The 25,191-nt window shown below is 72.3% G+C and carries 19 protein-coding genes and 2 pseudogenes; 18 read left to right on the top strand and 3 right to left on the bottom strand.

Features of this window, described 5'->3' with window-relative positions:
• Both BIV25_RS15530 and BIV25_RS15525 read left to right on the top strand, forming a co-directional pair.
• Nucleotides 1-1,031, top strand: a 1,031-nt coding sequence (locus BIV25_RS15530; RefSeq protein ID WP_305729323.1) for a proton-conducting transporter membrane subunit, incomplete at its 5' end; no start/stop codon positions are given.
• A 226-nt stretch (nucleotides 1,032-1,257) separates the two neighbouring features.
• Nucleotides 1,258-2,286: an SDR family oxidoreductase gene (locus BIV25_RS15525; protein ID WP_071372879.1), complete on the top strand. Its 1,029-nt coding sequence runs from the start codon at nucleotides 1,258-1,260 to the stop codon at nucleotides 2,284-2,286.
• Here BIV25_RS15525 and BIV25_RS15520 read toward each other — a convergent pair.
• Nucleotides 2,196-2,507 (bottom strand): annotated as a pseudogene (locus BIV25_RS15520) (sigma-70 family RNA polymerase sigma factor); the annotation flags it as partial. The gene BIV25_RS15525 and the pseudogene BIV25_RS15520 sit on opposite strands and share 91 nt — an antisense overlap.
• Nucleotides 2,508-2,834: 327 nt before the next feature.
• Between BIV25_RS15520 and BIV25_RS15515 the strand changes: the two are divergent.
• Together BIV25_RS15515 and BIV25_RS15510 are read left to right on the top strand one after the other, a co-directional pair.
• A complete protein-coding gene (locus BIV25_RS15515; RefSeq protein ID WP_177235288.1) occupies nucleotides 2,835-3,635 on the top strand; it encodes a reverse transcriptase domain-containing protein in 801 nt (266 codons plus the stop codon).
• A gap of 14 nt (nucleotides 3,636-3,649) precedes the next feature.
• Nucleotides 3,650-4,192 carry a GNAT family N-acetyltransferase gene (locus BIV25_RS15510; protein ID WP_079176656.1) on the top strand — a complete coding sequence of 181 codons (543 nt, stop codon included), beginning with the start codon at nucleotides 3,650-3,652 and terminating at the stop codon, nucleotides 4,190-4,192.
• Here BIV25_RS15510 and BIV25_RS46955 read toward each other — a convergent pair.
• Nucleotides 4,176-5,050, bottom strand: a protein-coding gene (locus BIV25_RS46955) for an IS5 family transposase (RefSeq protein ID WP_177235287.1) whose coding sequence is annotated in 2 segments (ribosomal slippage) — nucleotides 4,176-4,660 and nucleotides 4,660-5,050 — 876 coding nt in all. Because the reading frame shifts where the segments join, the coding sequence is not laid out codon by codon here. The two genes, BIV25_RS15510 and BIV25_RS46955, sit on opposite strands and share 17 nt — an antisense overlap.
• A 103-nt stretch (nucleotides 5,051-5,153) precedes the next feature.
• Here BIV25_RS46955 and BIV25_RS15495 point away from each other — a divergent pair.
• From BIV25_RS15495 to BIV25_RS15480, 4 genes and pseudogenes are all read left to right on the top strand, one after another.
• Nucleotides 5,154-5,291: pseudogene (locus BIV25_RS15495) on the top strand (ribonuclease domain-containing protein); the annotation flags it as partial.
• A gap of 248 nt (nucleotides 5,292-5,539) precedes the next feature.
• Nucleotides 5,540-6,820, top strand: coding sequence for a histidine kinase (locus tag BIV25_RS15490; RefSeq protein WP_371273024.1), 1,281 nt, complete (start codon nucleotides 5,540-5,542; stop codon nucleotides 6,818-6,820).
• A gap of 96 nt (nucleotides 6,821-6,916) precedes the next feature.
• Entirely contained in the window at nucleotides 6,917-7,588 is a 672-nt protein-coding gene (locus BIV25_RS15485; protein ID WP_071372873.1) for a response regulator transcription factor, read from the top strand.
• Between the two features lie 102 nt (nucleotides 7,589-7,690).
• A complete protein-coding gene (locus BIV25_RS15480) occupies nucleotides 7,691-8,875 on the top strand; it encodes a cytochrome P450 (RefSeq protein WP_071372872.1) in 1,185 nt (394 codons plus the stop codon).
• A 478-nt stretch (nucleotides 8,876-9,353) separates the two neighbouring features.
• On the opposite strand, the gene BIV25_RS15475 is transcribed toward BIV25_RS15480, so the two are convergent.
• On the bottom strand, nucleotides 9,354-10,376 hold the full coding sequence (locus tag BIV25_RS15475; RefSeq protein ID WP_071372871.1) for a Gfo/Idh/MocA family oxidoreductase: 1,023 nt from the start codon (nucleotides 10,374-10,376) through the stop codon (nucleotides 9,354-9,356).
• 118 nt (nucleotides 10,377-10,494) lie between these two features.
• Between BIV25_RS15475 and BIV25_RS15470 the strand changes: the two genes are divergently transcribed.
• From BIV25_RS15470 to BIV25_RS15425, 10 genes are all read left to right on the top strand, one after another.
• The gene (locus BIV25_RS15470; protein ID WP_071372870.1) at nucleotides 10,495-11,244 is read left to right on the top strand and encodes a GntR family transcriptional regulator; all 750 of its coding nucleotides are present in this window, start codon (nucleotides 10,495-10,497) and stop codon (nucleotides 11,242-11,244) included.
• 177 nt (nucleotides 11,245-11,421) lie between these two features.
• Entirely contained in the window at nucleotides 11,422-12,426 is a 1,005-nt protein-coding gene (locus tag BIV25_RS15465) for a sugar ABC transporter substrate-binding protein (RefSeq protein WP_071372869.1), read from the top strand.
• Nucleotides 12,427-12,434: 8 nt separating this feature from the next.
• Nucleotides 12,435-13,463 (top strand): ABC transporter permease, encoded by a 1,029-nt coding sequence (locus BIV25_RS15460; RefSeq protein ID WP_371273023.1) that lies wholly within the window; start codon nucleotides 12,435-12,437, stop codon nucleotides 13,461-13,463.
• A gap of 20 nt (nucleotides 13,464-13,483) precedes the next feature.
• Nucleotides 13,484-14,311 (top strand): ATP-binding cassette domain-containing protein, encoded by an 828-nt coding sequence (locus tag BIV25_RS15455; RefSeq protein WP_177235292.1) that lies wholly within the window; start codon nucleotides 13,484-13,486, stop codon nucleotides 14,309-14,311.
• 143 nt (nucleotides 14,312-14,454) lie between these two features.
• Complete coding sequence (locus BIV25_RS15450) at nucleotides 14,455-15,600, top strand: ROK family glucokinase (RefSeq protein ID WP_071372867.1); 1,146 nt, start codon at nucleotides 14,455-14,457, stop codon at nucleotides 15,598-15,600.
• Nucleotides 15,597-16,178: a sugar kinase gene (locus BIV25_RS15445; protein ID WP_071372866.1), complete on the top strand. Its 582-nt coding sequence runs from the start codon at nucleotides 15,597-15,599 to the stop codon at nucleotides 16,176-16,178. Before BIV25_RS15450 ends, BIV25_RS15445 begins: the two co-directional genes overlap by 4 nt.
• 143 nt (nucleotides 16,179-16,321) lie before the next feature.
• Nucleotides 16,322-19,162, top strand: coding sequence for a DEAD/DEAH box helicase (locus BIV25_RS15440; RefSeq protein WP_071372865.1), 2,841 nt, complete (start codon nucleotides 16,322-16,324; stop codon nucleotides 19,160-19,162).
• Nucleotides 19,159-21,369, top strand: a complete 2,211-nt coding sequence (locus BIV25_RS52755) for an SWIM zinc finger family protein (protein ID WP_256255829.1) — start codon at nucleotides 19,159-19,161, stop codon at nucleotides 21,367-21,369. The genes BIV25_RS15440 and BIV25_RS52755 overlap by 4 nt, the downstream gene beginning before the upstream one ends.
• A gap of 160 nt (nucleotides 21,370-21,529) precedes the next feature.
• Nucleotides 21,530-22,135 carry a hypothetical protein gene (locus tag BIV25_RS15430; protein WP_143076643.1) on the top strand — a complete coding sequence of 202 codons (606 nt, stop codon included), beginning with the start codon at nucleotides 21,530-21,532 and terminating at the stop codon, nucleotides 22,133-22,135.
• A 288-nt stretch (nucleotides 22,136-22,423) separates the two neighbouring features.
• Nucleotides 22,424-25,027: an MFS transporter gene (locus tag BIV25_RS15425; protein WP_071372863.1), complete on the top strand. Its 2,604-nt coding sequence runs from the start codon at nucleotides 22,424-22,426 to the stop codon at nucleotides 25,025-25,027.
• The last annotated feature ends 164 nt before the right edge of the window (nucleotides 25,028-25,191 follow it).

The raw sequence follows: 25,191 nt of genomic DNA, 5'->3' as shown, positions 1-25,191 counted from the left end.
TCTTCTCCGGACCGCACGGCATCGCGCACGCGCACCTGCGCGCCGTGTTCGTGGCCGCCGGGGTGCTGACGGCACTGGTGGGGGCCGTGATGTGCTGGCAACAGCGCCACCTCAAGCGGCTTCTCGCCTTCTCCACCGTCGGGCACGTCGGCCTCTTCCTCACCGGGACGGCGCTGCTCACCCCCGCCGCGACGGCCGGCACGGCGCTGTACGTCGCCGCCCACGCCGGAGTGAAGGCGGCCCTCTTCGCCACGACCGGTGTCCTCCTCGACCGGCACGGCTCCGTCGACGAGCACGGGTTGTACGGGCGCGGCCGCGATCTGCTATTCGTCGGCGCGCTGTTCGCCCTGGGCGGTCTCGGACTCGCGGGCCTGCCCCCGTTCGGCACGGCTCTCGGCAAGGCCGTGGCCGAACACGCCGGTGAGGAACAATTCCCTTGGCTCCCTGCCGTGTTCGTGTTCGTGTCGGCTCTCACGGGCGGAGCCGTGCTGCGGGCCGGCGCCCGGATCTTCGCCGGTGCCGGCCCCCGGCCCCGTGAGCAGCACGCCGGCCCGGAGACGACCGGTGGCGGTGAGGAACCGGAGATCCGCGATCCGCAACGCCGCGTCCCCGTCCCGATGCTCGCCGTGCCCGCCGTCCTGCTCGCCGCCTCACTCGCCGTCGGGCTGCTTCCCGGCCTCGGCGTCGCCCTCGCTCACGCCGCATGCCAGTTCACCGACCGCACCGCCTACACCGCAGCCGTCCTCGGCCACACCGTCGCCCCGTCTGCGCCGGTGCCCGACGTCGGATGGAGCGCCGAAGGCGGACTCCTCGCACTCGCGTCGACGGCCCTGGCGGTGCTTTTCGCCGCGGCCGCCGTCTGGGGCCCCGCGCTGCGGTCACCGTGCGTGACCCGCACCACGGCCGTCTGCGAAGGTGTGGGACGGCGCGTCATCGTGCCCCTGCGCCGACTCCACTCAGGACACCTCGGTGACTACGTCGCCTGGCTGGCCATCGGGGTGGCGGTTCTGCTGGTCGCCATGTGCGTGTAGCGCACTGTCACCGAGTTGTGCGCCTGCATGGCATGCGGTCCGTGGGGCACTCGGAAGGGGTGACCGGCCGTTCTCCCGGCGGAAGGGCGAATCCGGGTGCCCGCCTCCGCATCGCTGACGGACCTGATCGGTCCGCGGTCGGCCGATGAGTCCGCGACGGTCGTCGTTCCGGTGACACCGGTGAGAAACGGAGGCAGCAGCCATGTTCCGACGGTCCAGTCGTCGTATGTCGCACAGCCCACGGATCGTCGTGGTCACCGGCGCCAGCGGGGGCGTCGGCCGGGCCGCCGCACGGGCGTTCGCCGCACGGGGCGACCGCGTGGCGCTCGTGGCACGCGGCCGAACCGGGCTGGACGCCGCAGCCGACGAGATACGCCGCGCCGGCGGAACGGCACTGGCGCTGGAGGCAGACGTGGCCGACCCCCATGCCGTTGAGGCCGCGGCAGCACAAGCCGAACGGGAACTCGGCCCGATCGACGTCTGGGTCAACGACGCCTTCACCACGGTGTTCGCGGAGTTCACCGGCATCGAGCCGGACGAGTTCCGCCGGGTCACCGAGGTCTGCTACCTCGGTTACGTGTACGGCACGCAGTCGGCCCTGCGCCGGATGCTGCCGCGCGGCCACGGCGTCGTCGTACAGGTCGGCTCGGCACTCGCCTACCGCGGGATCCCCCTGCAGTCCGCCTACTGCGGTGCCAAGCACGCGGTCCAGGGCTGGAACGAGGCAGTGCGCTGTGAACTCCTGCACCGCCACAGCGGGGTCTCGGTCACCATGGTCCAGCTACCGGCCCTCAACACCCCTCAATTTGACTGGTCGTTGAATCGCATGCCACACCGGACACAGCCCGTTCCACCGATCTACCAACCCGAACTCGCCGCTCGTGCCGTCGTGTACGCGGCCGGTCACCCACGCAGGCGTGAGTACTGGGTCGGCGCGAGCACCGTGGGCACTCTCCTCGCCAATGCCGTGGCACCCGGGCTCCTCGACCGCTGTCTGGCCCGGACGGGCTACGACTCACAGATGACCGACGAGCCGAAGCCCCCCGGCAGCCGCGACAACCTCTGGCAGCCGCTGGACGGCATCGACGGGCGGGACTTCGGCGCGCACGGCCGCTTCGACGAACAGGCGGCATCACATGCGGCGCAACCATGGGCCTCACACCATCACGCCACGCTCGCGTCCGCCGGAGTCGCGGTGGTCGCGGCCGCCATGGCGGTACGGCACCGCCTGCCGCAGCGCTGGGCGACGTCCTGAAGGACCTCCTCGCGCAGTTGATGGCAGCATCGGCTGATCAGGCGTGAGACGCGCATCTGCGAGATGCCGAGCTGCTCGGCGATGCGGCTCTGCGTCATGTCCTCGAAGAACCTCATGTAGAGGATCGCGCGTTCCCGTTCGGGCAGGGTCTCCAGACGGAGCTTGACGGACTCACGGTCCACGACGGTGTCGAGGTTCGGATCCGGTACACCCAGCGTGTCGAGCGAAGGGCCCCTGCTTCATCGATGCGATCCGCGAACAGGGAGGGGCCCGGATGAGTGCCGTTTCGGCTAGGTCCATCCGTCGGGAGGAAGGCGCCGCGAGACCGGGTGGCCGTCCTTTGGACAAGGTCCGAGCCTTGCAGCGGACGCTGTACCGCTGTGCCAAGCAAGAACCCGAACGCCGGTTTCATGCCCTGTATGGCCATGTCCACCGCATGGACGTCCTTCGGCGGGCGGCCGGTGTGTGTGCGAACCGGGGGCTCCGGGGTGGATGCGTTTCTCCGGGGCCTGGCCGAGCAACTGCGGGCGCATACGTATCGTCCGTCGGTGCTGCGGCGGGTGAGGATTCCCAAGCCGGGGCGGCCGGGGCAGTTCCGGCCGCTGTCGATTCCCACCGTGGCGGACCGGGTGGTGATGACGGTCGCGAAGCTGGTCCTGGAACCGGTCTTCGAGGCGCAGTTCACCGAGGCGAGCTACGGATTTAGGCCCAAGCGGTCCGCGATCGATGCGTGCGAAGCTGTGCGCATCTCGGCGAACCAGGGTCGGGAGTGGGTGTTCGAGGCCGATATCCGGGACTGTTTCGGCACGATCGACCACGACGCACTGATGGCCCAGGTGGCCCGGCGTGTGGTGGACCGGCCGATGCTGAAGCTGATCCGGGCCTGGTTGCGGATGGGAGTCCTGGAGGGCGGGGCGACCTCCCCGAGCGGGGCGGGAACCCCGCAGGGCTCACCGATCTCCCCGTTGCTGGCGAACATCGCCCTGCCTGTCCTCGACGAGGCATGGCAGGACGAGGGCCGCCGGCTGGGGGTGCTGGTGAGGTACTGCGACGACTTCGTGGTCCTGCCGCCGACCAGACAACGGGCCGAGCAGGCCCAGCTGTTGGCGGCGAGGGTGCTGCAGCGGCTCGGGATGCGGCTGCACCCCGAGAAGTCCGGCATGACCTGCCTCACCCGGGGCGGGCAGGGCTTCGAGTTCCTCGGCTTCCATCACCGGAAAGTGGAGTCATGGAAGTGGCGGGGCAAGTACTACTTGCAGCGGTGGCCCTCGGCCAGAGCGATGCGGGTGCTGCGGGACAAAGTCCGTGCAGCCACCGTCATTTCGAAGGCTGAACGGCCGCTGTTGTGATCCAGAATGATTGGATGATCACGCTTGCGACCCCCCGTTTGATCCTGCGTCGCTGGCGCGAGGAAGACGTTGCGCCCATGGCTGCCATCAATGCCGACCCCGCGGTCATGCGCTGGATCCGTGACGGCAGCGTCCTTGACGGGCAGCAGACTCGTGGCCGGGTCCAGGCATGGGAGAGCGAGTGGGAGTCACAGGGCTTCGGCCTGTTCGCCGTGGAGATCCGGTCCACTGGCGAGCTGGCCGGGTTCACCGGCCTTTCGGTGCCCGACTTCTTGCCGGAGGTACTACCGGCGGTTGAGGTCGGCTGGCGGCTGGGACGTTCCCACTGGGGGCAGGGCTTGGCCACCGAGGCCGCTGCGGCCGCTGTACGGCTCGGGTTCGAAGAACGAGGGCTGGAGCGGATCGTCAGCATCACTCAAGTGGGCAACGACGCCTCCGAACGAATCATGACCAAACTGGGGATGCATCCGGTCCGTGAGACCGTCAATCCCACCGGTGGTCGGCGAGTACGGGTGTTCGAGTTGTCGTTGGGCCAGTACGTCACAACCACTCATTGATGGCGGCAACGAGGACAGTGGCCTCGTAGCGGACCGCGAGTTTGTCGTACCTCGTGGCCACAGCCCGGTGCCTCTTGAGGCGATTGATACCGCATTCGACAGCGTGCCGAGCCTTGTAGTCCTGCGGGTCGAACTTCGGCGGCCGGCCGCCGCGCGAACCGCGTTTCTTGCGGTTGCGAGCCTGGTCGGCCTTGTCCGGGATGGTGCAGAGGATCCCGCTCCGCCGCAGGTAAGCGCGGTTCTTGCGGGAGGCGTACGCCTTGCCGGCGCGCACCCGACCTGGCCGGGTACGCGGCCTGCCCGGCCCGAGACGCGGGACATGGACCTTGTTCAGGACAGGCTCGAACTGCGGGGAATCCCCGCGCTGTTTGGCCGTGATCACGATGGACATGGGCTTTTGGCCCTGTTCGACGGCCAGGTGCAGCTTGGTGGTCAGGCCACCGCGCGAGCGCCCGAGCCCATGGTCGTCCGGCTCGACGACGACACCGCCGGGCGGCTCCTTCTGCGGCTCCCCCTTTTCCTCGCCCCGGCGGCGTGCTGGTGGGCCCGACACGCCGTGGAGTCGACGTTGATGTCCCAGGTGATCAGCTCTTTCGCGTCGGCCCGGGCCTGCAGCGCGGTGAAGATCCGATGCCAGGTGCCGTCCCGTTGCCACCGGCGGAACAGGTCGTACGCCCGGCCCCACGGCCCGTACTCGGCTGGCAGGTCCCGCCAGGGGATGCCGGTGCGGACCCGAAACCGTATGCAGTCGATCAGCTGCCGCCGGGCCCACGTCGGCGGCCGTCCGGGCTTCTTACCCTTCGGCAACAGCGGTTCCAGCACCGCCCGTTGCGCATCCGTCGGATCTCCACGTGCCACGAAGCAAGATCATCTCACCTCGAGATCCACTTCCGATACACGCCCTAGCAGGTCACAGCCGCTTCGGCACGCGTAAGCCCAGGTCAGAGAGGTGCGGCAGATTTACCACGAGTACACCGTGATCACGCCCGGTGCGCCCACGCGCGGCGCCCGGCGCATCGTCACCGGCGAGCAGTCCCAGGAGGACTACTGCACCTCCGACCACTACGCGACGTTCAACCTGGTCGACTTCGGTTGCTGAGCCGACGTACCGGACCCGGAAGAACAGCACGACAACGGTGACGCGGTAGACGTATCGCGTCCGACGCACTCCAGCTCGCCCCGCGGCCCTCCCCCCCCACTCCGGGACGCGGGGCGAGCGGCGTCCGGGACGGCACCGGCCAGGACCCCGAGACGCACCGCGGGAGCCGTACGAAAGTCGCCGATCCCGCGACTTTGGTAGCCGATAGCGCGCGTGGGGCGGTCACCGGCGCCGGGCCCTGCGTAGATTTGTCGACCGTGAGTGAAGACCGACCCCAGCCGGCCCAGGCCCAGGCCACAGTCCCCGGGAACGGGCTGCACCGCTGGATGCTCCCGTCGGCCGTGGTGCGGGAACTGGACCCGGACACGGTCCCCGAGGGCCGCCGGCCACGGCGCACGGCCCGGGACTGGGCCGTCGACACCTGCTGCTTCCTGCTGGCCGTCCTGCTGTATCTGGTGACCGCCGAGTCCCTGGTACAGCACCCCGACGTGCCCGGGGGCCTCGTCGGCGTCGACCTGGCGCTCGGTGCCCTGTCCTGCCTCGCGGTCTGGGTGCGCCGCCGCTGGCCGGTCGGCCTCGCCGTCGCGATGATCGCGATCGGCCTCCTCTCCGAGACCTCCGGCTGGGTCTCCCTGGTCGCCCTGTTCACCGTCGCCGTGCACCGGCCGTTCCGCTACGTCGCCTGGATCGGCGGCATCAGCCTCGCCCTCGCGCCCCTCTACTACTGGCTGCGCCCCGAGGCCGGGCTGTCGTACACGGCGGGCCTCGTCTTCGCGCTGCTGCTCACCGTCTGTGTCGCCGGCTGGGGGATGCTCGTGCGCTCCAAGCGGCTGCTGATGATGAGCCTGCGGGACCGGGCGCACCGCGCGGAGACCGAGGCGCGGCTGCGCGCCGAACAGGCCCAGCGTCTCGCGCGCGAGGACATCGCGCGCGAGATGCACGACGTGCTCGCCCACCGGCTGACCCTGCTGAGCGTGCACGCCGGAGCCCTGGAGTTCCGGCCGGACGCGCCGCGCGAGGAGATCGCGCGGGCCGCCGGTGTCATCCGGGAGAGCTCCCACGAGGCCCTCCAGGACCTGCGGGAGATCATCGGCGTGCTGCGTACCGGCGGCTCCGACGACGCGGCCGGCGGCCGCCCGCAGCCCACGCTCGCCGCGCTCGAACCGCTCGTCGCCGAGTGCCGTGAGGCCGGCATGAAGATCACGCTCGACCATCGCGTCGCCGACCCCGGCGCCGTACCCGCCTCCGTCGGCCGCACCGCCTACCGCATCGCGCAGGAGGCCCTGACCAACGCCCGCAAGCACGCCCCCGGCGCCGAGGTCACCCTCCGTCTCACCGGCAACTGCGGCGACGGCCTCGCGATCACCGTCACCAACCCGCCGCCCGAGTCCGAGGCCCCGCCCGTCCCCGGCTCCGGCCAGGGCCTGATCGGCCTCACCGAGCGCGCGACCCTGGCCGGCGGCCGCCTGCAGCACGGCACCACGCCCGACGGCGGCTTCGAGATCCGGGCCTGGCTGCCCTGGGCGTGAACGGGCGGGGCCTCGGGCCGCCTCTTCGCCGCCGGTCACGAGGGACGACCCGCCATCGGGTCCATGGGCCGCGCGAACCGTGATTACGTTGGGCCCATGACGCCGATCAGACTCCTCCTCGTAGACGACGACCCCTTGGTGCGCGCCGGACTCGCGCTGATGATGGGCGGGGCCGAGGACATCGAGATCGTCGGGGAGGCCGCGGACGGCGCCGAGGTCGAGGAACTCGTCGGGCGCACCCGTCCCGACGTCGTCCTGATGGACATCCGTATGCCGTCGGTGGACGGCCTCGCCGCGACCCGGCTGCTCCGCGCACGTGCGGACGCCCCGCAGGTCGTGGTGCTGACCACCTTCCACGCGGACGAACAGGTGCTGCGCGCCCTGCGCGCGGGCGCCGCCGGATTCGTCCTGAAGGACACCGCGCCCGCCGAGATCGTCGACGCCGTGCGCCGGGTCGCCGCCGGGGAACCGGTGCTGTCGCCCGCCGTCACCCGTCAGCTGATGCGGCACGCGGCGGGCACCGCCGCCGACTCCCGCCAGTCACGCGCGCGTGAGCGGCTCGCCGCGCTCAACGACCGTGAGCGGGAGGTCGCCGTCCTCGTCGGCCGGGGCCTGGCCAACGCCCAGATCGCCGCCGAGCTCTTCATGAGCGTGGCCACCGTCAAGACCCATGTCTCGCGCATCCTCGCCAAGCTCGGCCTCAACAACCGCGTCCAGATCGCCCTGCTCGCCTACGACGCGGGACTGCTCGACGAGGAGGGGCGCTGAACGAGGACGGGGGCTGAAGGCCGGGCACCAACGTCGAGTGCCGTGCGTTGTCCCGGTACCGGCGGACGTCCGGTGGCCTCGGGGGAGTCCGGAAGGGGAGCTGTGGACAGTCAACAGTCGGTCGATCTGGGGGAGTTCGAGCAGGCGCTGCACGAGGACCCGCATCCGGTGTACGCCCGGCTGCGCGCGCAGGGCCCGGTGCACCGCGTCCGGCTGCCCGGCTGGAGCGAGGACGCCTGGCTGGTCGTGGGGTACGAGGCGGCGCGGACGGCTCTCGCCGACCCCCGGCTGGTCAAGGACGCCACCAAGATCGGCGTGACGATCATGGAGCGGGACATGGTCGGCGATCACCTGCTGGCCACCGATCCGCCCCAGCACACCCGGCTGCGCGCGCTCGTCACGCGCGCGTTCACGATGCGCCGGGTCGAGCAACTGCGCCCGCGGATCCAGCAGATCACCGACGAGCTGCTGGACGAGATGCTCCCGGCGGGCCGCGCCGACCTGATCGGCTCGCTCGCCTACCCGCTGCCCATCACGGTCATCTGCGAACTGCTCGGCGTGCCGGACATGGACCGCGCGGAGTTCCGCACGATGTCCACCGAGGTGGTCGCGCCGGCCGACGTGGAGACGGAGCAGTCCGCGGTCGTCCGCCTCGGCGAGTACCTCACCGGGCTGATCGAGGACAAGCGCCGCTCCGGCCCCACCGACGATCTGCTGAGCGACCTGGTCCGCACCACCGCCGAGGACGGCGACCGGCTCTCCGCGCGGGAACTGCGCGGCATGGCCTTCCTGTTGCTGATCGCCGGCCACGAGACCACCGTCAACCTCATCGGTAACGGCGTGCACGCCCTCCTCGCCCATCCCGGCCAACTCGCCGCCCTGCGGGACGACATGAGCCTCCTGGACGGCGCCGTGGAGGAGATGCTGCGCTACGAGGGCCCGGTACACAGCGCCACGTACCGGTTCGCCGGCGAGCCCCTGGAGATCGGCGGCACACCGATCGGGAAGGGCGAGCACGTGATGGTCAGCCTCACCGCCGCCCAGCGCGACGACGGCCGCTACGACGACCCCGACCGCTTCGACATCCGCCGCGACACCCGGGGTCACCTCGCCTTCGGCCACGGCATCCACTTCTGCCTCGGCGCACCCCTGGCCCGCCTGGAGGGCCGCATCGCCATCGGCACCCTCCTGCGCCGCGCCCCCGGCCTCGCACTCGACGGCACCCCGGGCCCGTGGCTGCCGGGACTGCTGATGCGCGGCATGCGCAACCTCCCCGTGCGCTGGTGACCACCCCCTGACACCGGCCCGTACACGGGCACGACAGCTCCGCGCCGGCCTGCCGGCCCGCAGCACAGACCGCCCCGGCAACCACCGCCCAGCCGCTCCACGCCCCCGGCGCCTCCACCGCCCGTGTGCCGGCCTGGCGTTGACACCGCCGCCGGGCGCCCGTTTTCGCGTCGGTCCGCCGTCGCTCGTGCACGGTGGCTGGTTCGGCGCCCTATCGTCCTGTCGGCTGCACGCCGGTTCGGCGTCGGCCGTACGTCCCCGGGGCTTTCACCGCCCGTGTGCTGGGCAGGCGTTGACACCGCCGTCGTGCCACCGTTCCCGCACCGGTCCGCTGTCACTCGTACGCGGGGCCGGCCCGGCACCCGGCTTCGCAACGGCCCCGTGCCGGGCTCCGCCAGCCTGAGGCACTTGACCGCCCGCGTGCCGGACCGGGGCGCGTGGAGCCCGCCGCCGCGCCCCGCCCCGCGCCGGGCCACCCTCAGCCGTACGACGGCTGTACCCGGTCCGGGACCTCCGTGAGGGCGACCGGGCGGCGCTCGCGGCGGGAGATCTCGCAGGCCTCGGCGATCCGCAGCGCCTGGAGGGCCTCGTGGCCGTCGCAGGGGTTCGGCCGCTCGCCGCGCACCACCTCGACGAAGGCGTTCAGCTCGGCCTCGTAGGCGGGCCCGAACCGCTCCAGGAAGCCCGTCCACGGCTTGTCCGCGGGCGGCGGCCCGGTCGGCTCGGTCGAGGCGAGCGGCGTGCGGTCGTCCAGGCCCACCACGGCCGTGTCCCGCTCCCCGGCCAGTTCCATGCGCACGTCGTAGCCGGCGCCGTTCAGCCGGGTCGCGCTCACCGTGGCCAGCGTGCCGTCGTCCAGCGTCAGCAGGGCCGCGCCGGTGGCCACGTCACCGGCCTCGCGGAACAGCGCGGGCCCGGCGTCCGACCCGGCGGCGTACACGTCCACCACCTCGCGGCCGGTCACCCAGCGCAGCACGTCCGCGTCGTGGATCAGCGTGTCCCGGAACAGCCCGCCGGACAGCCGCAGCCAGTCGGCTGGGGGAGGGGCCGGGTCGCAGGTCAGCGCCCGTACGGTGTGCAGCCGCCCGAGCCGTCCCGAGCGCACCGCCTCCCGGGCGCCGGCGTACCCCGCGTCGAAGCGGCGCTGGAACCCCATCTGAAGGATCGTTCCGGCGCGCTCCACCTCGGTGAGCGCGTGCAGGGTGCCGGGCAGGTCGAGCGCGATCGGCTTCTCGCAGAAGACCGGCAGGCCGGAGCGTGCCGCCCGGCCGATCAGCTCGGCGTGCGCCGCCGTCGCCGTGGTGATCACCACCGCGTCCACGCCCCAGGTGTAGATCTCGTCCACCCCCGGCGCCGCCGTCTCGCCCAGCCGGTGCGCCAGTTGCTGGGCCCGTGCGGGATCCGCGTCCGTCAGGATCAGCGAGCCGACCTCGCGGTGGCGGCTGAGCGTTCTCGCGTGAAGGGTGCCGATGCGGCCCGTACCGATGACCCCGATGCGCATGGAAACAAAGTGAGGGCGGACCCCGCGCGCTGTCAATGCATATGTCCGGACAATCGGACTACACAACTTCCCGTCAACCCGTCACGCGACTACGCTCAGCCCCGTGCCGAAACCTGATGTGGACCCGACCGTCGCGCTCGACCTCCGTGTGGACCGTAGCTCGCCGGTACCCCTGTACTTCCAGCTCTCCCAGCAGCTGGAGGCCGCGATCGAGCACGGCGGCCTCACCCCGGGCAGTCTGCTGGGCAACGAGATCGAGCTGGCCGCACGGCTCGGCCTGTCCCGGCCGACCGTCCGTCAGGCCATCCAGTCCCTGGTCGACAAGGGCCTGCTCGTGCGCCGCAGAGGCGTCGGCACCCAGGTCGTGCACAGCCAGGTCAAGCGCCCGCTGGAGCTGAGCAGCCTCTACGACGACCTGGAGGCGGCCGGCCAGCGCCCCGCGACCAAGGTGCTGGTCAACACCGTCGTACCGGCCTCCGCCGCGGTCGCCGCCACACTCGGCGTCGCCGAGGGCGGCGACGTGCACCGCATCGAGCGGCTGCGGCTCGCGCACGGCGAACCGATGGCGTACCTGGTCAACCATCTCCCGACCGGCCTGCTCGACCTGGACACCGGGCAACTGGAGGCCACGGGCCTGTACCGGCTGATGCGCGCCGCAGGGATCACCCTGCACAGCGCCCGCCAGTCCATCGGGGCCCGCGGTGCCACGGCCGCCGAGGCCGAGCGGCTCGCCGAGGCCGAGGGTGCCCCGCTGCTCACCATGCAGCGCACCACCTTCGACGACACCGGCCGCGCGGTCGAGTTCGGCGACCACACCTACCGCCCGAGCCGCTACTCCTTCGAGTTCCAGCTCCTCGTGCGGCCGTGACCCGAGTCCCCGAACTCCTCACAATGTCCGGACAATAGGGCGGCCGTGGCACCCCCTGCCCTGTCACGAGTGTTCATGGTGTTCGATACTGGATTATTTGGGGCCGCTGAGGACTGATCTCCGGCCCCTTCCGTACGTACGGACACGGCAAGAACACGGCAAGAAGGGCACGGCCTCGTGGCACGGATTCGGACCTGGGCGGTCATCGCACTGACAGGGGCACTTTCGCTGTCCCTGGGGGCGTGCAGCAGCACCGGCGGCAAACGGGCCGAGGACGCCCGCAAGGCCGCGGCGGCCCAGGGCAGGGCGGCGGTGAACACCCCGCGCTGGACCTTCGCGATGATCACCCACTCCGGAGACGGCGACACCTTCTGGGACATCGTGCAGAACGGCGCCCGGCAGGCCGCCGTCAAGGACAACATCAACTTCCTGTACTCGCACGACGACCAGGCCCAGCAGCAGGCGCAGCTGGTGGACGCGGCCGTGGACAAGAAAGTCGACGGGATCATCGTCACCCTCGCCAAGCCGGACGCCATGAAGGCGGCCGTGGCCCGTGCCGAGAAGGCCGGCATCCCGGTGATCACGGTGAACTCCGGCTCCGAGGAGTCCAAGGCCTTCGGCGCCCTCACGCACATCGGCCAGGACGAGTCCATCGCGGGCGAGGCGGTCGGCGACGAGCTGAACACGCGCGGGAAGAAGAAGGCCCTGTGCGTGCTGCACGAGCAGGGCAACGTCGGTCACGAGCAGCGTTGCGACGGCGTCGCCAAGACCTTCCACGGCACACTCCAGAAGCTCTACGTCAACGGCACCGACATGCCGGACGTGCAGTCCGCGATCGAGGCCAAGCTCCAGGCCGACAAGTCCATCGACTCGGTCGTCACCCTGGGCGCCCCCTACGCCGACACCGCCGTGAAGGCGAAGGGCGACGCGGGCAGCAAGGCCGAGATCGACACCTTCGACCTCAACGCCCAGGTCGCCGCCGAACTGAAGAACGGCACCCTCGGCTTCGCCGTGGACCAGCAGCCGTACCTCCAGGGCTACGAGGCGGTCGACCTGCTGTGGGCCTACAAGTACAACGGCGACGTCCTCGGCGGCGGCAAGCCCGTGCTGACCGGCCCGCAGATCATCACCAAGGACCAGGCGTCCGCGCTGGCCGCGTACACCGAGCGGGGCACCCGATGAGCACGGTCATGGAGAAATCGGCTGACGAAAGGATTCTGCGGACGTCTCCGCTGAAGAAGCTCCTCGCCCGGCCGGAACTGGGCTCCGTCGTCGGCGCGCTCGCCGTCTTCGTCTTCTTCGCCGTCACCGCCGGCGGCTTCCTCGACGCCGCCAGCCTCAGCACGGTGCTGTACGCCTCCTCGACCATCGGGATCATGGCCGTACCGGTGGCGCTGCTGATGATCGGCGGCGAGTTCGACCTGTCGGCCGGTGTCCTGGTGACGTCCTCCGCGCTGATCTCCTCGATGTTCAGCTACCAGATGACGGCGAACACCTGGGTCGGCGTCGGCGTGTCCCTCCTCGTGACGCTGGCCGTCGGCGCCTTCAACGGCTTCGTGCTCACCCGCACCAGGCTGCCCAGCTTCATCGTCACGCTCGGCACCTTCCTGATGCTGACCGGCCTGAACCTCGGCTTCACCAAGCTGATCGACGGCACCGTGTCGACGAAGACCATCGGGGACATGGAAGGCTTCCCCGCCGCCCACGCCGTCTTCGCCTCCACGCTCACCATCGGCGGGGTCGACGTCAAGGTCACGATCCTGTGGTGGCTCGCCCTGGTGGCCGTGGCCTCCTGGATCCTGCTGCGCACCCGCGCCGGGAACTGGATCTTCGCCGTCGGCGGGAACCAGGACGCGGCCCGCGCGGTCGGCGTCCCGGTGAGGGCGACCAAGATCGGCCTCTACATGGGCGTCGCGTTCGGTGCCTGGATCTCCGGCCAGCACCTGCTCTTCTCCTTCGACGCCGTCCAGTCCGGGGAGGGCGTCGGCAACGAACTGATCTACATCATCGCGGCCGTCATCGGCGGCTGCCTGATCACCGGCGGTTACGGCAGTGCGATCGGCTCCGCCGTGGGCGCCCTCCTCTTCGGCATGACCAGCAAGGGCATCGTCTTCGCCGAGTGGAACCCGGACTGGTTCAAGTTCTTCCTCGGGGCGATGCTGCTCCTCGCGACCCTGCTCAACCACTGGGTCCGGGGGCGCGCGGAGGCGACGGCATGACCGACGACGTGAGGGACGACATGACCGACGGTACGGCCGAGGACGCGGCCGACGGCACGACCGGGGCAGCCGCGCGAACGGCGCTGGTCGAGCTGACCGACGTGGCCAAGCAGTACGGCAACGTACGCGCCCTGGAGGGCGTCTCGCTGGAGGTCCACGCGGGCGAGATCACCTGCGTCCTCGGCGACAACGGCGCCGGCAAGTCGACCCTGATCAAGATGATCGCCGGCCTGCACGGCCACGACGCCGGGACGCTGCGCATCGAGGGCGAGGAGACCCGCCTGACCTCCCCGCGCGACGCCCTGGACCGCGGCATCGCCACGGTCTACCAGGACCTCGCCGTCGTCCCGCTGATGCCGGTCTGGCGCAACTTCTTCCTGGGCTCCGAGCCCCGCAAGGGTGCGGGCCCCTTCAAGCGCCTGGACACCGGCCTCATGCGCCGCACCACCCGCGATGCCCTGCTCCGCATGGGCATCGACCTGCGCGACGTCGACCAGCCCATCGGCACCCTCTCCGGCGGCGAACGCCAGTGCGTGGCGATCGCCCGGGCGGTCCACTTCGGCGCGAAGGTCCTGGTCCTGGACGAGCCGACGGCGGCACTGGGCGTGAAGCAGTCCGGTGTGGTCCTGAAATATGTGGCCGCGGCACGCGACGAGGGCCTGGGCGTCGTTCTGATCACCCACAACCCGCATCACGCGTACCTGGTGGGGGACAGGTTCGTCCTGCTGCGCCGGGGCACGATGGTGGGCAATCACACACGGGACGGGATCACACTGGACGAACTCACGCAGCAGATGGCGGGAGGATCCGACCTGGACGCTCTGGTCCACGAACTGCAGCGGACCTGAAGGGCGCGAGGGCTGCGACGATGTGCGGCTCCGCCGCGGGGCGCGCCGGGCCACGGCGCACGCCGCGTCCGGCCGCGCTCACGCGCCCCCGCCCCCCTTCCCGTACGGCACCCATACCTGCGGTGAGGCAGAATCGACGAACGATGAGCACCTATCGCGACCTCACCGCTCCCATCGGCTCCCGCCGAGCCCCCGTCCTGCGCACCGTGGGCACCAGGGAACGCCGCTCCCACCTGACCGCACCCCGGGTTCCCACGGTCGGCATCGACATCGGCGGTACCAAGGTCATGGCGGGCGTCGTGGACGCCGACGGCAACATCCTGGAGAAGGTCCGCACGGAGACCCCGGACAAGTCCAAGAGCCCCAAGGTCGTCGAGGACACCATCGTCGAACTGGTCCTGGACCTGTCGGACCGGCACGACGTGCACGCGGTCGGCATCGGCGCCGCCGGCTGGGTCGACGCCGACCGCAACCGCGTCCTGTTCGCCCCGCACCTGTCCTGGCGCAACGAGCCCCTGCGCGACCGCCTCAGCGGCCGCCTCTCCGTGCCGGTCCTGGTCGACAACGACGCCAACACCGCCGCCTGGGCGGAGTGGCGCTTCGGCGCAGGCCGCGGCGAGGACCACCTCGTCATGATCACGCTCGGCACCGGCATCGGCGGGGCCATCCTGGAGGACGGCCAGGTCAAGCGGGGCAAGTTCGGCGTCGCGGGCGAGTTCGGCCATATGCAGGTCGTGCCCGGCGGCCACCGCTGCCCGTGCGGCAACCGCGGCTGCTGGGAGCAGTACAGCTCCGGCAACGCCCTCGTCCGCGAGGCCAAGGAGCTGGCCGCCGCCGACTCCCCGGTGGCGTACGGGATCATCGAGCACGTCAAGGGCAACATCGGCGACATCACCGGCCCGCTGATCACCGAGCTGGCCCGCGAGGGCGACGCGATGTGCATCGAGCTGCTCCAGGACATCGGCCAGTGGCTCGGCGTCGGCATCGCCAACCTCGCCGCCGCCCTCGACCCCTCCTGCTTCGTGATCGGCGGCGGTGTCTCGGCCGCCGACGACCTGCTCATCGGCCCGGCCCGGGACGCCTTCAAGCGCCACCTCACCGGCCGCGGCTACCGCCCCGAGGCCCGTATCACCCGCGCCCAGCTCGGCCCCGAGGCCGGCATGGTCGGCGCGGCCGACCTCGCCCGGCTGGTCGCCCGCCGGTTCCGCCGCGCCAAGCGCCGCCGCGTGGAGCGCTACGAGCGGTACGAGCGCTACACCCAGGCCCGCCGCGACCGGGACACCGCATGACCGCGGCCCTGCCGCGCCAGGCGGCCCCGCCGGACGAGCCGCGCCGCCCCGCCGAGAACCCCGGGCACAAGGCCAGGCGACGCGCGCTCACCCTGCTCATCATCGGCCTGCTGATCGGCATCCCGGCCGGCTATCTGGTGATCTCCGCCAACCAGAGCCGCAACAGCGGCAAGGACAAGGAGGCGAAGTACGCGGCCACGGGCCTCACCCCCGGCCTGCCGTCGAAGCTGCAGCGACGCCTCTACCAGGTGACCGTTCCGCACCCGGCCGACTCCCCGGCCTCCTACGAGACGAACAACTGGAAGACCAGCCGCCTCTACGTGCAGTTCCGCACCAACGACGCCGGCCTCGACGCCTTCCTGGAGTCCATGGGCACGCGCCGGGAGAAGCTGAGGAAGGGCGACATCGCCATCAGCGCCCGCGACCAGAAGGTCAGCGGCTGGCGCTTCACCGGCACCAGCCCCTGGTGGGGCCTCACCCACGCGCAGAAGAACCCGGCCCCCACCCAGGACGTGGTCGTGAACATGTCCGACCCGAAGAATCCGATGGTGTACCTCGTCTCGCGCACGGTGCCGTAACACCGGGCCCCGGCCGGTACCGACCGGTGTCCGGGGCCCGTTGTCAGACCCCGCCCGTAGAGTCGAAGGCGTCTGACGACGTCCGATGACGTCCGAAGAGGTCTGTTCCGGTATGCGGGCGGGAGGTGGCAGGACAGATGAGCATGGGCACGGTCGCGGCGGCGGGTCGCACGGACGGTTCCGCTCGGGCCGAGGACCTGGTCCCGGTGCGTCTGGCGTCGGTCTACCTGCCCGCACCCCTGCCGCGCCAGGGCCGCATCGCCTTCTGGGACCCCGACGGCGGCTCCGTGCCCGGCCCCGGCGTCCCCGAGGAGCTCACCGTCGTACGACGGCACGGTGCCGGTGTGCGCCGCCGGCAGGTCCCCGCGCTGACCCTGCCGCTCACCGAGGCCCTGCCCCTGCTGGTCCGGGCCCGCCGGGACCCGGCCGCCCACCCGGCGACGGCCTGCTGGGGCGCCGCCGCGCTGCACGCGCTGCGGCTGGTCGCCCGCGGCCGGCTGCTGCCGGGCCTGACCCCCGCCGGGCACGACGCCTGGCGGGCCGGCCCGCTGGAGCCCGACGACATCGCCCATCTGCGTGCGGTGGCCGCGGCCCTGCCCCCGGAGGGCCACGCCGTGCCGCTCGCCGGCCCCGGCCCGCTGCGGCTGCCCGAGCCCGAGGCCCTGGTCCGCTCCTTCCTGGACGCGGTCGCCGACACCCTGCCGCGCACCCCGGCCGCCCCGCACACCGCCGGCCGGCCCTTCGCCGCCCGCGAACCCGTGACCCTGCCCCGGGCCCACGCCTGGGCGGCCGAGGTCGCCGCCGGCATGGACGCGGGGGTGCGGATCTCGCTGCGCCTGGACCTGTCCGCGTACGACGTCTTCGACGCCGGCGCGAGCGACGGCGCGCGGGCCGCCGGAGCGGCGATCGTGCAGGTCCACAGCCTCGCCGACCCCACCCTGGTGGCCGATGCGGCGGCCCTGTGGGCGGGGGAGGCCGACGCGGCGTTCGGCCCCCGCGCGCGCGTGGACGCCGCTCTCGCCGTACGGCGCGCGGCCCGCGTGTGGGCGCCCCTGGACCGGCTCGCCGGACAGGACGTGCCCGACGTGCTCGCCCTGTCCGAGGAGGAGCTGGGCGAACTGCTCGGCGTCGCCGCCTCCCGGCTGGCCGCCGCCGGGGTCGCCGTGCACTGGCCGCGGGACCTCGCCCACGATCTGACGGCCGCCGCCGTGCTCCGCCCGGCGCCCGGCTCCGCGACCGACGGCACCGGCTTCTTCGAGAGCGAGGACCTGCTCCGCTTCAGCTGGCAGCTGGCGCTCGGCGGCGACCCGCTCAGCGAGGCCGAGATGGACGCCCTCGCCGAGGCTCACCGCCCGGTCGTGCGGCTGCGCGACCGCTGGGTCCTGGTCGATCCGGCACTGGTCCGCAAGGCCCGCAAGCGCGAACTGGGGCTGCTCGACCCGGTCGACGCCCTGTCCGTCGCGCTCACCGGCACCGCCGAGGTCGACGGCGAGACCGTCGAAGCCGTGCCGACGGGCGCCCTGGCAGCTCTCCGCGCGCGTCTCACGGCGGGCCTGCACCCGGCCGACCCGCCCGCGGGGCTGGCCGCCACCCTGCGCGACTACCAACTGCGCGGCCTGGCCTGGCTCGACCTCATGACCTCCCTCGGCCTCGGCGGCTGCCTCGCCGACGACATGGGCCTCGGCAAGACGGTCACCCTCATCGCCCTGCACCTGAAGCGGGCCCGCACCGAGCCGACCCTCGTCGTCTGCCCGGCCTCCCTGCTCGGCAACTGGCAGCGGGAGATCACCCGGTTCGCACCCGGCGTCCCGGTCCGCCGCTTCCACGGCCAGGACCGCACCCTGGACGGCCTGGCGGGCGGCTTCGTCCTCACCACGTACGGCACGATGCGCTCGGCGGCCGAACAACTCGCCGGCCACCCCTGGGGCATGGTCGTCGCCGACGAGGCCCAGCACGTGAAGAACCCCTACTCGGCCACGGCCAAGGCGCTGCGCACCATCCCGGCCCCCGCGCGCGTGGCCCTCACCGGCACCCCGGTGGAGAACAACCTCTCCGAACTGTGGGCCCTGCTCGACTGGACCACCCCCGGCCTCCTCGGCCCCCTGAAGTCCTTCCGCGCCCGTCACGCGCGCGCGGTGGAGAACGGCGAGGATGCCGAGGCGGTCGAGCGCCTGGCGCGCCTGGTCCGGCCCTTCCTCCTGCGCCGCAAGAAGTCCGACCCGGGCATCGTCCCCGAGCTGCCGCCCAAGACCGAGACGGACCACCCGGTTCCGCTCACCCGCGAGCAGGCCGCGCTGTACGAGGCGGTGGTACGCGAGTCGCTGCTCGCCATCGAGACCGCCGACGGAATCGCCCGCAGGGGCCTGGTACTGAAGCTGCTGGGCGCCCTGAAGCAGATCTGCGACCACCCCGCGCTGTACCTGAAGGAGGAGGCGGGCGGGGGCCGCCTGACGCACCGCTCCGGCAAACTCGCCCTGCTGGACGAGCTGTTGGACACCCTGCTCGCCGAGGACGGCTCGGCGCTGGTCTTCACCCAGTACGTCGGCATGGCCCGCCTCGTCACCGCGCACCTGTCCGCCCGCGCGATCCCGGTGGACCTGCTGCACGGCGGCACCCCGGTCCCGGAGCGGGAGCGCATGGTCGACCGCTTCCAGGCCGGTGACACCCCGGTCCTGGTGCTGTCCCTGAAGGCGGCGGGCACCGGTCTGAACCTCACCCGCGCGGGCCATGTCATCCACGTCGACCGCTGGTGGAACCCGGCGGTGGAGGAGCAGGCCACCGACCGCGCCTACCGGATCGGCCAGACCCAGCCCGTCCAGGTCCACCGCCTGGTCACCGAGGGCACGGTGGAGGACCGCATCGCCGAGATGCTCACCGCCAAGCGCGCCCTCGCCGACGCCGTCCTGGGCTCCGGCGAAGCGGCCCTGACCGAGCTGACCGACCGCGAACTGTCCGACCTCGTATCCCTCCGGAGGACCCCATGAGCCTCCCCCCGGAGGACCCCACGACCTCCGCCGCCCCCCGCCCCGCCGACGCGGCCCGCCAGGCCCTGCGGGCAGCACGGCGACGTGCCGGCGCCGAGCGCGAGCAGGCACGGGACGGGGAGGAGCCGACTCCTGCCGGTACGGCCGCCGGGGCCAGGGGCGAGCAGGCGCGAGAGGGGACGGGGACGGACGGAGCCGAGGAGACTCCTGCCGACATGGTTCACCGAGTGCTCAAGGAGGCACGGGAACGGTCGAAGGCAGGGCGCGCGCCGGATTCCGGGACGGCGGGGGAGGACTCCGCCGGCGCGACGCAGGCACCGGCGGGGCGGGGCGACGCCGAGGCGTGGCCGGAGAACGCGGCCGTAGCCCGCCCGGCCACGGCCACGGTCCCGGCTGACACCACCACCCCGGTCCCGGACGAGACCTCCGCGACCCGGGCCCGCCCCAGCACCCCCGCCGGCGGCCGGCCCGCGGACGTCGCCAGGGAAGCGCTGCGAGCCGCACGGCGGGAGGCGGTCCGGGCCCTGGCCGAAGCCGAGGCGGACGCGGCGGAACGAGGCGCCGCGCGGGACGGGCGGACGGCGCACCCCCGTACCCGACGCGGGGCGCCCGCGTCGGGCGGTGCCGTCGCATCGGCGTCGCGCACCGCGTCCGAGCCCGGAGAGGATTCCCGGGCGAACCGGACCAAGGCCGCCCAGGACATGCGGCACTACCTGGCCAACGCCTTCCGGATGCCGACCTGGTCCGACACCCCGGACGAGGAGAGCCGGCCGTCGGACACCAGCGCCGGCGCCGGCGACCACCCCCACCCGGAGCCCCAGCCCACTGCCCCCGTGTCCACTGCCGACGCGACCCACCCGTCACCCACCTCTGCCGGCACCGACCCCGACCACCCCGCCCCTGTCCCCGCCTCCGCACACCCGTACCTGCCCGCCACCATGGCCACCCCCCACCGGGACACCGAACTGCGGCGTACGTTCCCGGCGTTCGCGGCGCGTGCGGCTGCCGACGGGAGTGTGTCGTTCGCCGGGACCTGGTGGGGCAACGCGTGGGCCGACGCGTTGGAGCAGGGCGCGCTGGACGCCAAGCGGCTGGCGCGGGGCCGGGGTTACGCCGACCAGGGACACGTCGACGCGATCACCGTGACCCCGGGGCTCGTGCTGGCGTACGTACGCGGGAGCCGGCCGCGGCCGTATCGCGTGCAGGTGCGGGTCCGCAGGCTGGAGGACGAGGACTGGGAGCGTTTCCTGGACGCGGCAGCCGACCGGCCCGGGCACATCGCCGCGCTCCTCGACAAGGAGCTGCCCCAGTCCCTCGCCGACTTTGGTGTGCCGCTGCTGCCCGGGCCCGGTGACCTCGCCCCGCAGTGCAGCTGTCCCGACTCTGGGCACCCCTGCAAGCACGCCGCCGCGCTCTGCTACCAGACGGCCCGGCTGCTCGACGCCGACCCGTTCGTGCTGCTCCTGCTGCGCGGCCGCGGCGAGAAGGACCTGCTCGACGCGCTGTCCCGGCGCAGTGCGGCCCGCGCGGCCCGGGCCGCCCAGGAGCGGCAGGCCGACGCCCTGCCCGGCGTGCGCGCCACCGACGCCCTCACGCCCCGCCGGGTGCCGCCGCTGCCCCCTCCGTTGCCGGTGCCGCCGCATTCCGGGCAGCCACCGGTCTATCCCGCGGCCCCCGGCGGCCCGGACCCCTTCGCCCTGGACCAGCTCGCGACCGACGCCGCCGCCCGCGCGCACGCGCTGCTCGCCACCGGCCGTGACCCGGTGGGTGAGCTGACCCTGTGGCAGGACGCGGTGCGCCTCGCCGCCGCCCGCCCCGGCTCCGGCCTCACCGCCGCCACCCGCACGCTGTACGCCACGCTCGCCACGGCCGTCGGCCGTACCGCGTCCGATCTCGCGCGGGCCGTCGCCGCCTGGCGGCAGGGCGCGTCCGCCGGGCTGGCCGCCCTGGAGGAGCCGTGGGATCCGCCGGCCGGCCGCTTCGACCGGGCCCGCCCGCTGCTGCTCGCCGCCGACCTCCCGGCGTTCCGCCCCTGGCGCAACCGCCTCACCCACCCGCAGGGCCACGCCCAGCTCCGCCTCGGCCGCGACGGCCTGTGGTACGCCTACGAGTCCGAGCCGGGCCGCGACGACTGGTGGCCCCGCGGCACCCCGGACCTCGACCCGGTGGGCGCCCTGACCGGTCTCGGCACCCCGGACGACCTGTAGCCCGTACCCGGAGACAGGGCACACGCGGCCCGTGTGCAAAGCGCCGCAGGAACTGTGGGGGTCCGGTGTGCTGGGCCGGGGTGGTGCGTCGGGGCCGGAAGGCCGGTGGCATCATGACCGGCCGGATCGACATCGGGCAGGCGGGGGAGACGTGACACCGGTGAGGACGGGAAGAGTCCGGGCGGGGACCGGGAGTGAGCCGAAGACCAGGCTGGGCCGCATCGCGATGGTGCTGTTCATGGTGTTCGCCGGCGTGCTGTTCAGCGGCCTCGGGATCGCCGGCGCCGTGGGTCTCGCCGGTGACATGAGGTACTCCACGCGGATGTCCGGCACTCCCGGGCTGCTGCGGATCACCTACTGCGAGACCTCCGGCACCGGCAAACAGCGTCACACCGACTGCTACGGAGTCTTCCGCTCCGACGATCACCGGCTCACGGACCCGTACGCCTCCATCGGCGAGTCGTTCAAGGCGGGGACGGTCCTGCCGGTCCAGCGGGACGCGAGGAGCCACTGCTACCTGGTCGGGGTCGCCCCGACGGCAGGACGGCTGGCCGGGATCTGTGCCGCCGTGGTGGCACTCGTCGGCGGCCTGGCCTCTCTGTGCGGTGCGTTCGCCACCGCGATGCCCCGGCTGGGCGGGCGGATCGGCGCGGCGTTGTGGTCCCCCGGGGCCGGCCGGCTGCTGAAATGGCTGCTGCTGGCATGCGGCATCGGTTTCGCCCTCTTCGGCGTGACCGGAGCGATCGGCTGGCTGGCCATGCCGTGAGCGCCGGACGTCCGATGATCGGACAGTCTTTGATCGCACATACGGGTGATCGGACCCATGTGATAGAGCCTGGCCCGGCCAGGATCTACACTCAGTTGGTAGCCGCAAGCAACGGTACGTGAGTGAAGATCGGCACGGGCCGTCGGAAGGCCGTGAGTGAGCAGTGCGCTCGCACGTCGATCGGGGATTGGTGCAGCGCCCCCACGGCGACCCGGCGGACCACATGAACACGAGCCTCGGAGCCGGGAACAGCCCGGGGGGCGAGGCGAGGCAAGGAGATTCGTACGCATGACCATGTCAGCGTCCCCGGCCCGCGGGGGAACCGCAGAGATATCCGCGCCACCACCGGCCGGCAGAATGACGCACCGGCAGATCATGACGATCCTCAGCGGCCTGATGCTGGGGATGTTCCTCGCGGCGCTCGACCAGACCATCGTCAGCACCTCGATTCGTACGATCGCCGACGATCTGCACGGACTCAGCTCGCAGGCGTGGGTCACGACCGCGTATCTGATCACCTCCACCATCAGCACGCCGCTGTACGGCAAGCTGTCCGACATCTACGGCCGCAAGCCGTTCTTCCTCGCGGCCATCTCGATCTTCATCGTCGGCTCGGCGGCCTGTTCGTTCGCCACCTCGATGACGGAGCTGGCGGCCTTCCGGGCCTTCCAGGGCATCGGCGCGGGCGGCCTGATGGCACTGGCGCTGGCGATCATCGGTGACATCGTCCCGCCCCGCGAGCGGGCCCGCTACCAGGGCTACATGCTCGCGATGTTCGGCTCCTCCAGCGTGCTCGGCCCGCTGATCGGCGGTTTCCTCGCGGGCCGCGGCAGCATCCTGGCCATCACGGGCTGGCGCTGGGTCTTCCTGGTCAACGTGCCGGTCGGCATCATCGCGCTGTTCGTCGTCGCCAAGGTGCTGAACCTCCCGCACACCCGCCGCGACCACCGCATCGACTGGTGGGGCGCGCTCACCATCGCCATCGGTGTCGTACCGCTGCTGCTCGTCGCCGAGCAGGGCCAGGACTGGGGCTGGGGCTCCACCAAGTCCCTCGTCTGCTACGGCGTCGGCGCGGTCGGCCTGATCGTGTGGGTCCTCGTCGAGCGGGCGATGGGCGAAGAGGCCCTCATCCCGATGCGGCTGTTCCGCAGTGCCGTGTTCAGCAAGATGAGCCTGCTGTCCGTGCTCGTCGGCATGGGCATGTTCGGCGGCATGATGATGGTCCCGCTGTACCTCCAGATCGTGAAGGGGGTCAGTCCCACCAAGTCCGGCCTGCTGATGCTGCCGCTGATGGTCGGCATGATCGCCGGCACCATCGTGGTCGGCCGCATCATCCAGCAGACCGGCAAGTACAAGATCTTCCCCGTCATCGGCACCGCGCTGATCATCGCCGCGCTGCTGCTGTTCCACTACCGGGTGGAGTGGAACACCGCGCTGCCCGAGACCATGGCCTACATGGCGCTGTTCGGCATCGGTCTCGCCGGCTGCATGCAGATCCTGACCCTGGCCGTGCAGAACGCCGTGGAGCCCAAGGACATGGGCGTGGCGACCGCGTCGGCCACCTTCTTCCGGCAGATGGGCGGCACCGCCGGCACTGCGATCTTCCTCTCCGTGCTCTTCAGCACCGTCGGCGACAAGATCGGCTCCGCCTTCCGCTCCGCCGCGCAGACGCCCGCGTTCCAGGCCGCGCTGCACGACCCGGCCGTCCGCGCCAACCCCGCCAACGCGCCCGTGCTGGACATGCTCAAGCACCCCGCGGCGAGCGGCAGCGGCGGTTCGGGCGTGCTGAACGACTCCTCGTTCATCCAGCAGCTCGACCCGCGCCTGGCCGAGCCGTTCAAGGTCGGCTTCACCGACTCGATGCAGCTCGTGTTCCTCATCGCCGCCGGCGTGATGGTGCTGGGCTTCCTGGTCGCCGTGTGGACCAAGGAGGTCCCGCTGCGCAAGGTCTCCGGACTGGAGGCGCAGGCCGCCGAGGAGAACGGCGCCCCGGCCGTCGAGCAGGCTGCCGAGCCGGTCGCCGAGCCCCTCGCCGAGGAGCGTGCCGCCGCCGGGCCCGCCGGTGACGACCGGCCCGCCGCCGCGTCGCCCGCCGACCGGTTCGCCCCCCTTCCGGGCGGCCCGTCGTACGGCGTCCGGGGCCACGTGCTGGACGGCGCCAACGCGCCGGTGGCGCAGGCCGTGATCACCGTGATCGACGTCGACGGACGCCAGCTCGGCCGCGCCGTCACCGGCCCCGACGGCGGCTACGCGGTGTCCGTCACCGGCCCCGGCACCTATGTGCTGATCGCCGCCGCCGGTTCCCGCCAGCCGCAGGCCGTCACCGTGCTCGTCGGCGAGGAGCCGGTCGTCTGCGACCTCGCCCTCAGCGGCACCGTCGCCCTGTCCGGGGTCGTCCGCGACGCCGTCGACGCCCGCCCGGTGCCCGCGGCACTGCTGGTCGCCACCGACGTGCGCGGCGAGGTCGTGTCCTCCGGGACCACCGCCGCGGACGGCACCTTCACGCTCGCCGAACTCGTCCCTGGCAGCTACACGCTGGTCGTGAACGCGCCCGGACACCGCCCGGCCGCGCTTCCCGTCGAGGTCACCGCGGGCGCCGGGGAGGTCCACGAGATCCGCCTGGAGTCCAGTGCCCGGCTGGGCGGCGTCGTCACCACCCCCGCCGGCACGCCGCTCGACGACGCCAAGGTCATGCTCCTGGACTCGGCCGGAAACGTGGTCGGCACCGCGGTCACCGGTACCGACGGGGCCTACGGGTTCACCGACCTGGACGGCGGCGAGTACACCGTCATCGCCAGCGGCTACGCCCCGGTCGCCACGTCCGTACGCCTGGACGGCAGCGGCGTGACCGACTTCGACCTGGAGCTGTCCCACCAGGACGAGGCCCGGTAGCGACCCGCGGCACGCACACCGGGAGGGCCGGCCGGGCGACCAATGGGGTCTCCGGACCGGCCCTCCCGTCTCAGCGGGCGGTGGATCTTCGCGGAAGACACACCCCGTCGCGTCCCACGATCCCGACGAGGAACCCGGCGAACCTCCCCGGTCACAGCACTCGC

This window comes from Streptomyces sp. MUSC 14 (assembly GCF_001866675.1).
Classification (GTDB): Bacteria; Actinomycetota; Actinomycetes; order Streptomycetales; family Streptomycetaceae; genus Streptomyces.
Note: the sequence above shows the minus strand (reverse complement) of the source record. Positions and strands in the feature narration are given on the sequence as shown.

Bases quoted from the DNA above. Each gene is read 5' to 3' on its own strand.
- BIV25_RS15440 (WP_071372865.1), top strand. From the start codon at position 16,322: ATGGGCACGGTCGCGGCGGCGGGTCGCACGGACGGTTCCGCTCGGGCC.
- BIV25_RS15455 (WP_177235292.1), top strand. From the start codon at position 13,484: ATGACCGACGGTACGGCCGAGGACGCGGCCGACGGCACGACCGGGGCA.
- BIV25_RS15485 (WP_071372873.1), top strand. From the start codon at position 6,917: ATGACGCCGATCAGACTCCTCCTCGTAGACGACGACCCCTTGGTGCGC.
- BIV25_RS15445 (WP_071372866.1), top strand. From the start codon at position 15,597: ATGACCGCGGCCCTGCCGCGCCAGGCGGCCCCGCCGGACGAGCCGCGC.
- BIV25_RS15460 (WP_371273023.1), top strand. From the start codon at position 12,435: ATGGAGAAATCGGCTGACGAAAGGATTCTGCGGACGTCTCCGCTGAAG.
- BIV25_RS15425 (WP_071372863.1), top strand. From the start codon at position 22,424: ATGACCATGTCAGCGTCCCCGGCCCGCGGGGGAACCGCAGAGATATCC.
- BIV25_RS15510 (WP_079176656.1), top strand. From the start codon at position 3,650: ATGATCACGCTTGCGACCCCCCGTTTGATCCTGCGTCGCTGGCGCGAG.
- BIV25_RS52755 (WP_256255829.1), top strand. From the start codon at position 19,159: ATGAGCCTCCCCCCGGAGGACCCCACGACCTCCGCCGCCCCCCGCCCC.
- BIV25_RS15450 (WP_071372867.1), top strand. From the start codon at position 14,455: ATGAGCACCTATCGCGACCTCACCGCTCCCATCGGCTCCCGCCGAGCC.
- BIV25_RS15475 (WP_071372871.1), bottom strand. From the start codon at position 10,376: ATGCGCATCGGGGTCATCGGTACGGGCCGCATCGGCACCCTTCACGCG.
- BIV25_RS15525 (WP_071372879.1), top strand. From the start codon at position 1,258: ATGTCGCACAGCCCACGGATCGTCGTGGTCACCGGCGCCAGCGGGGGC.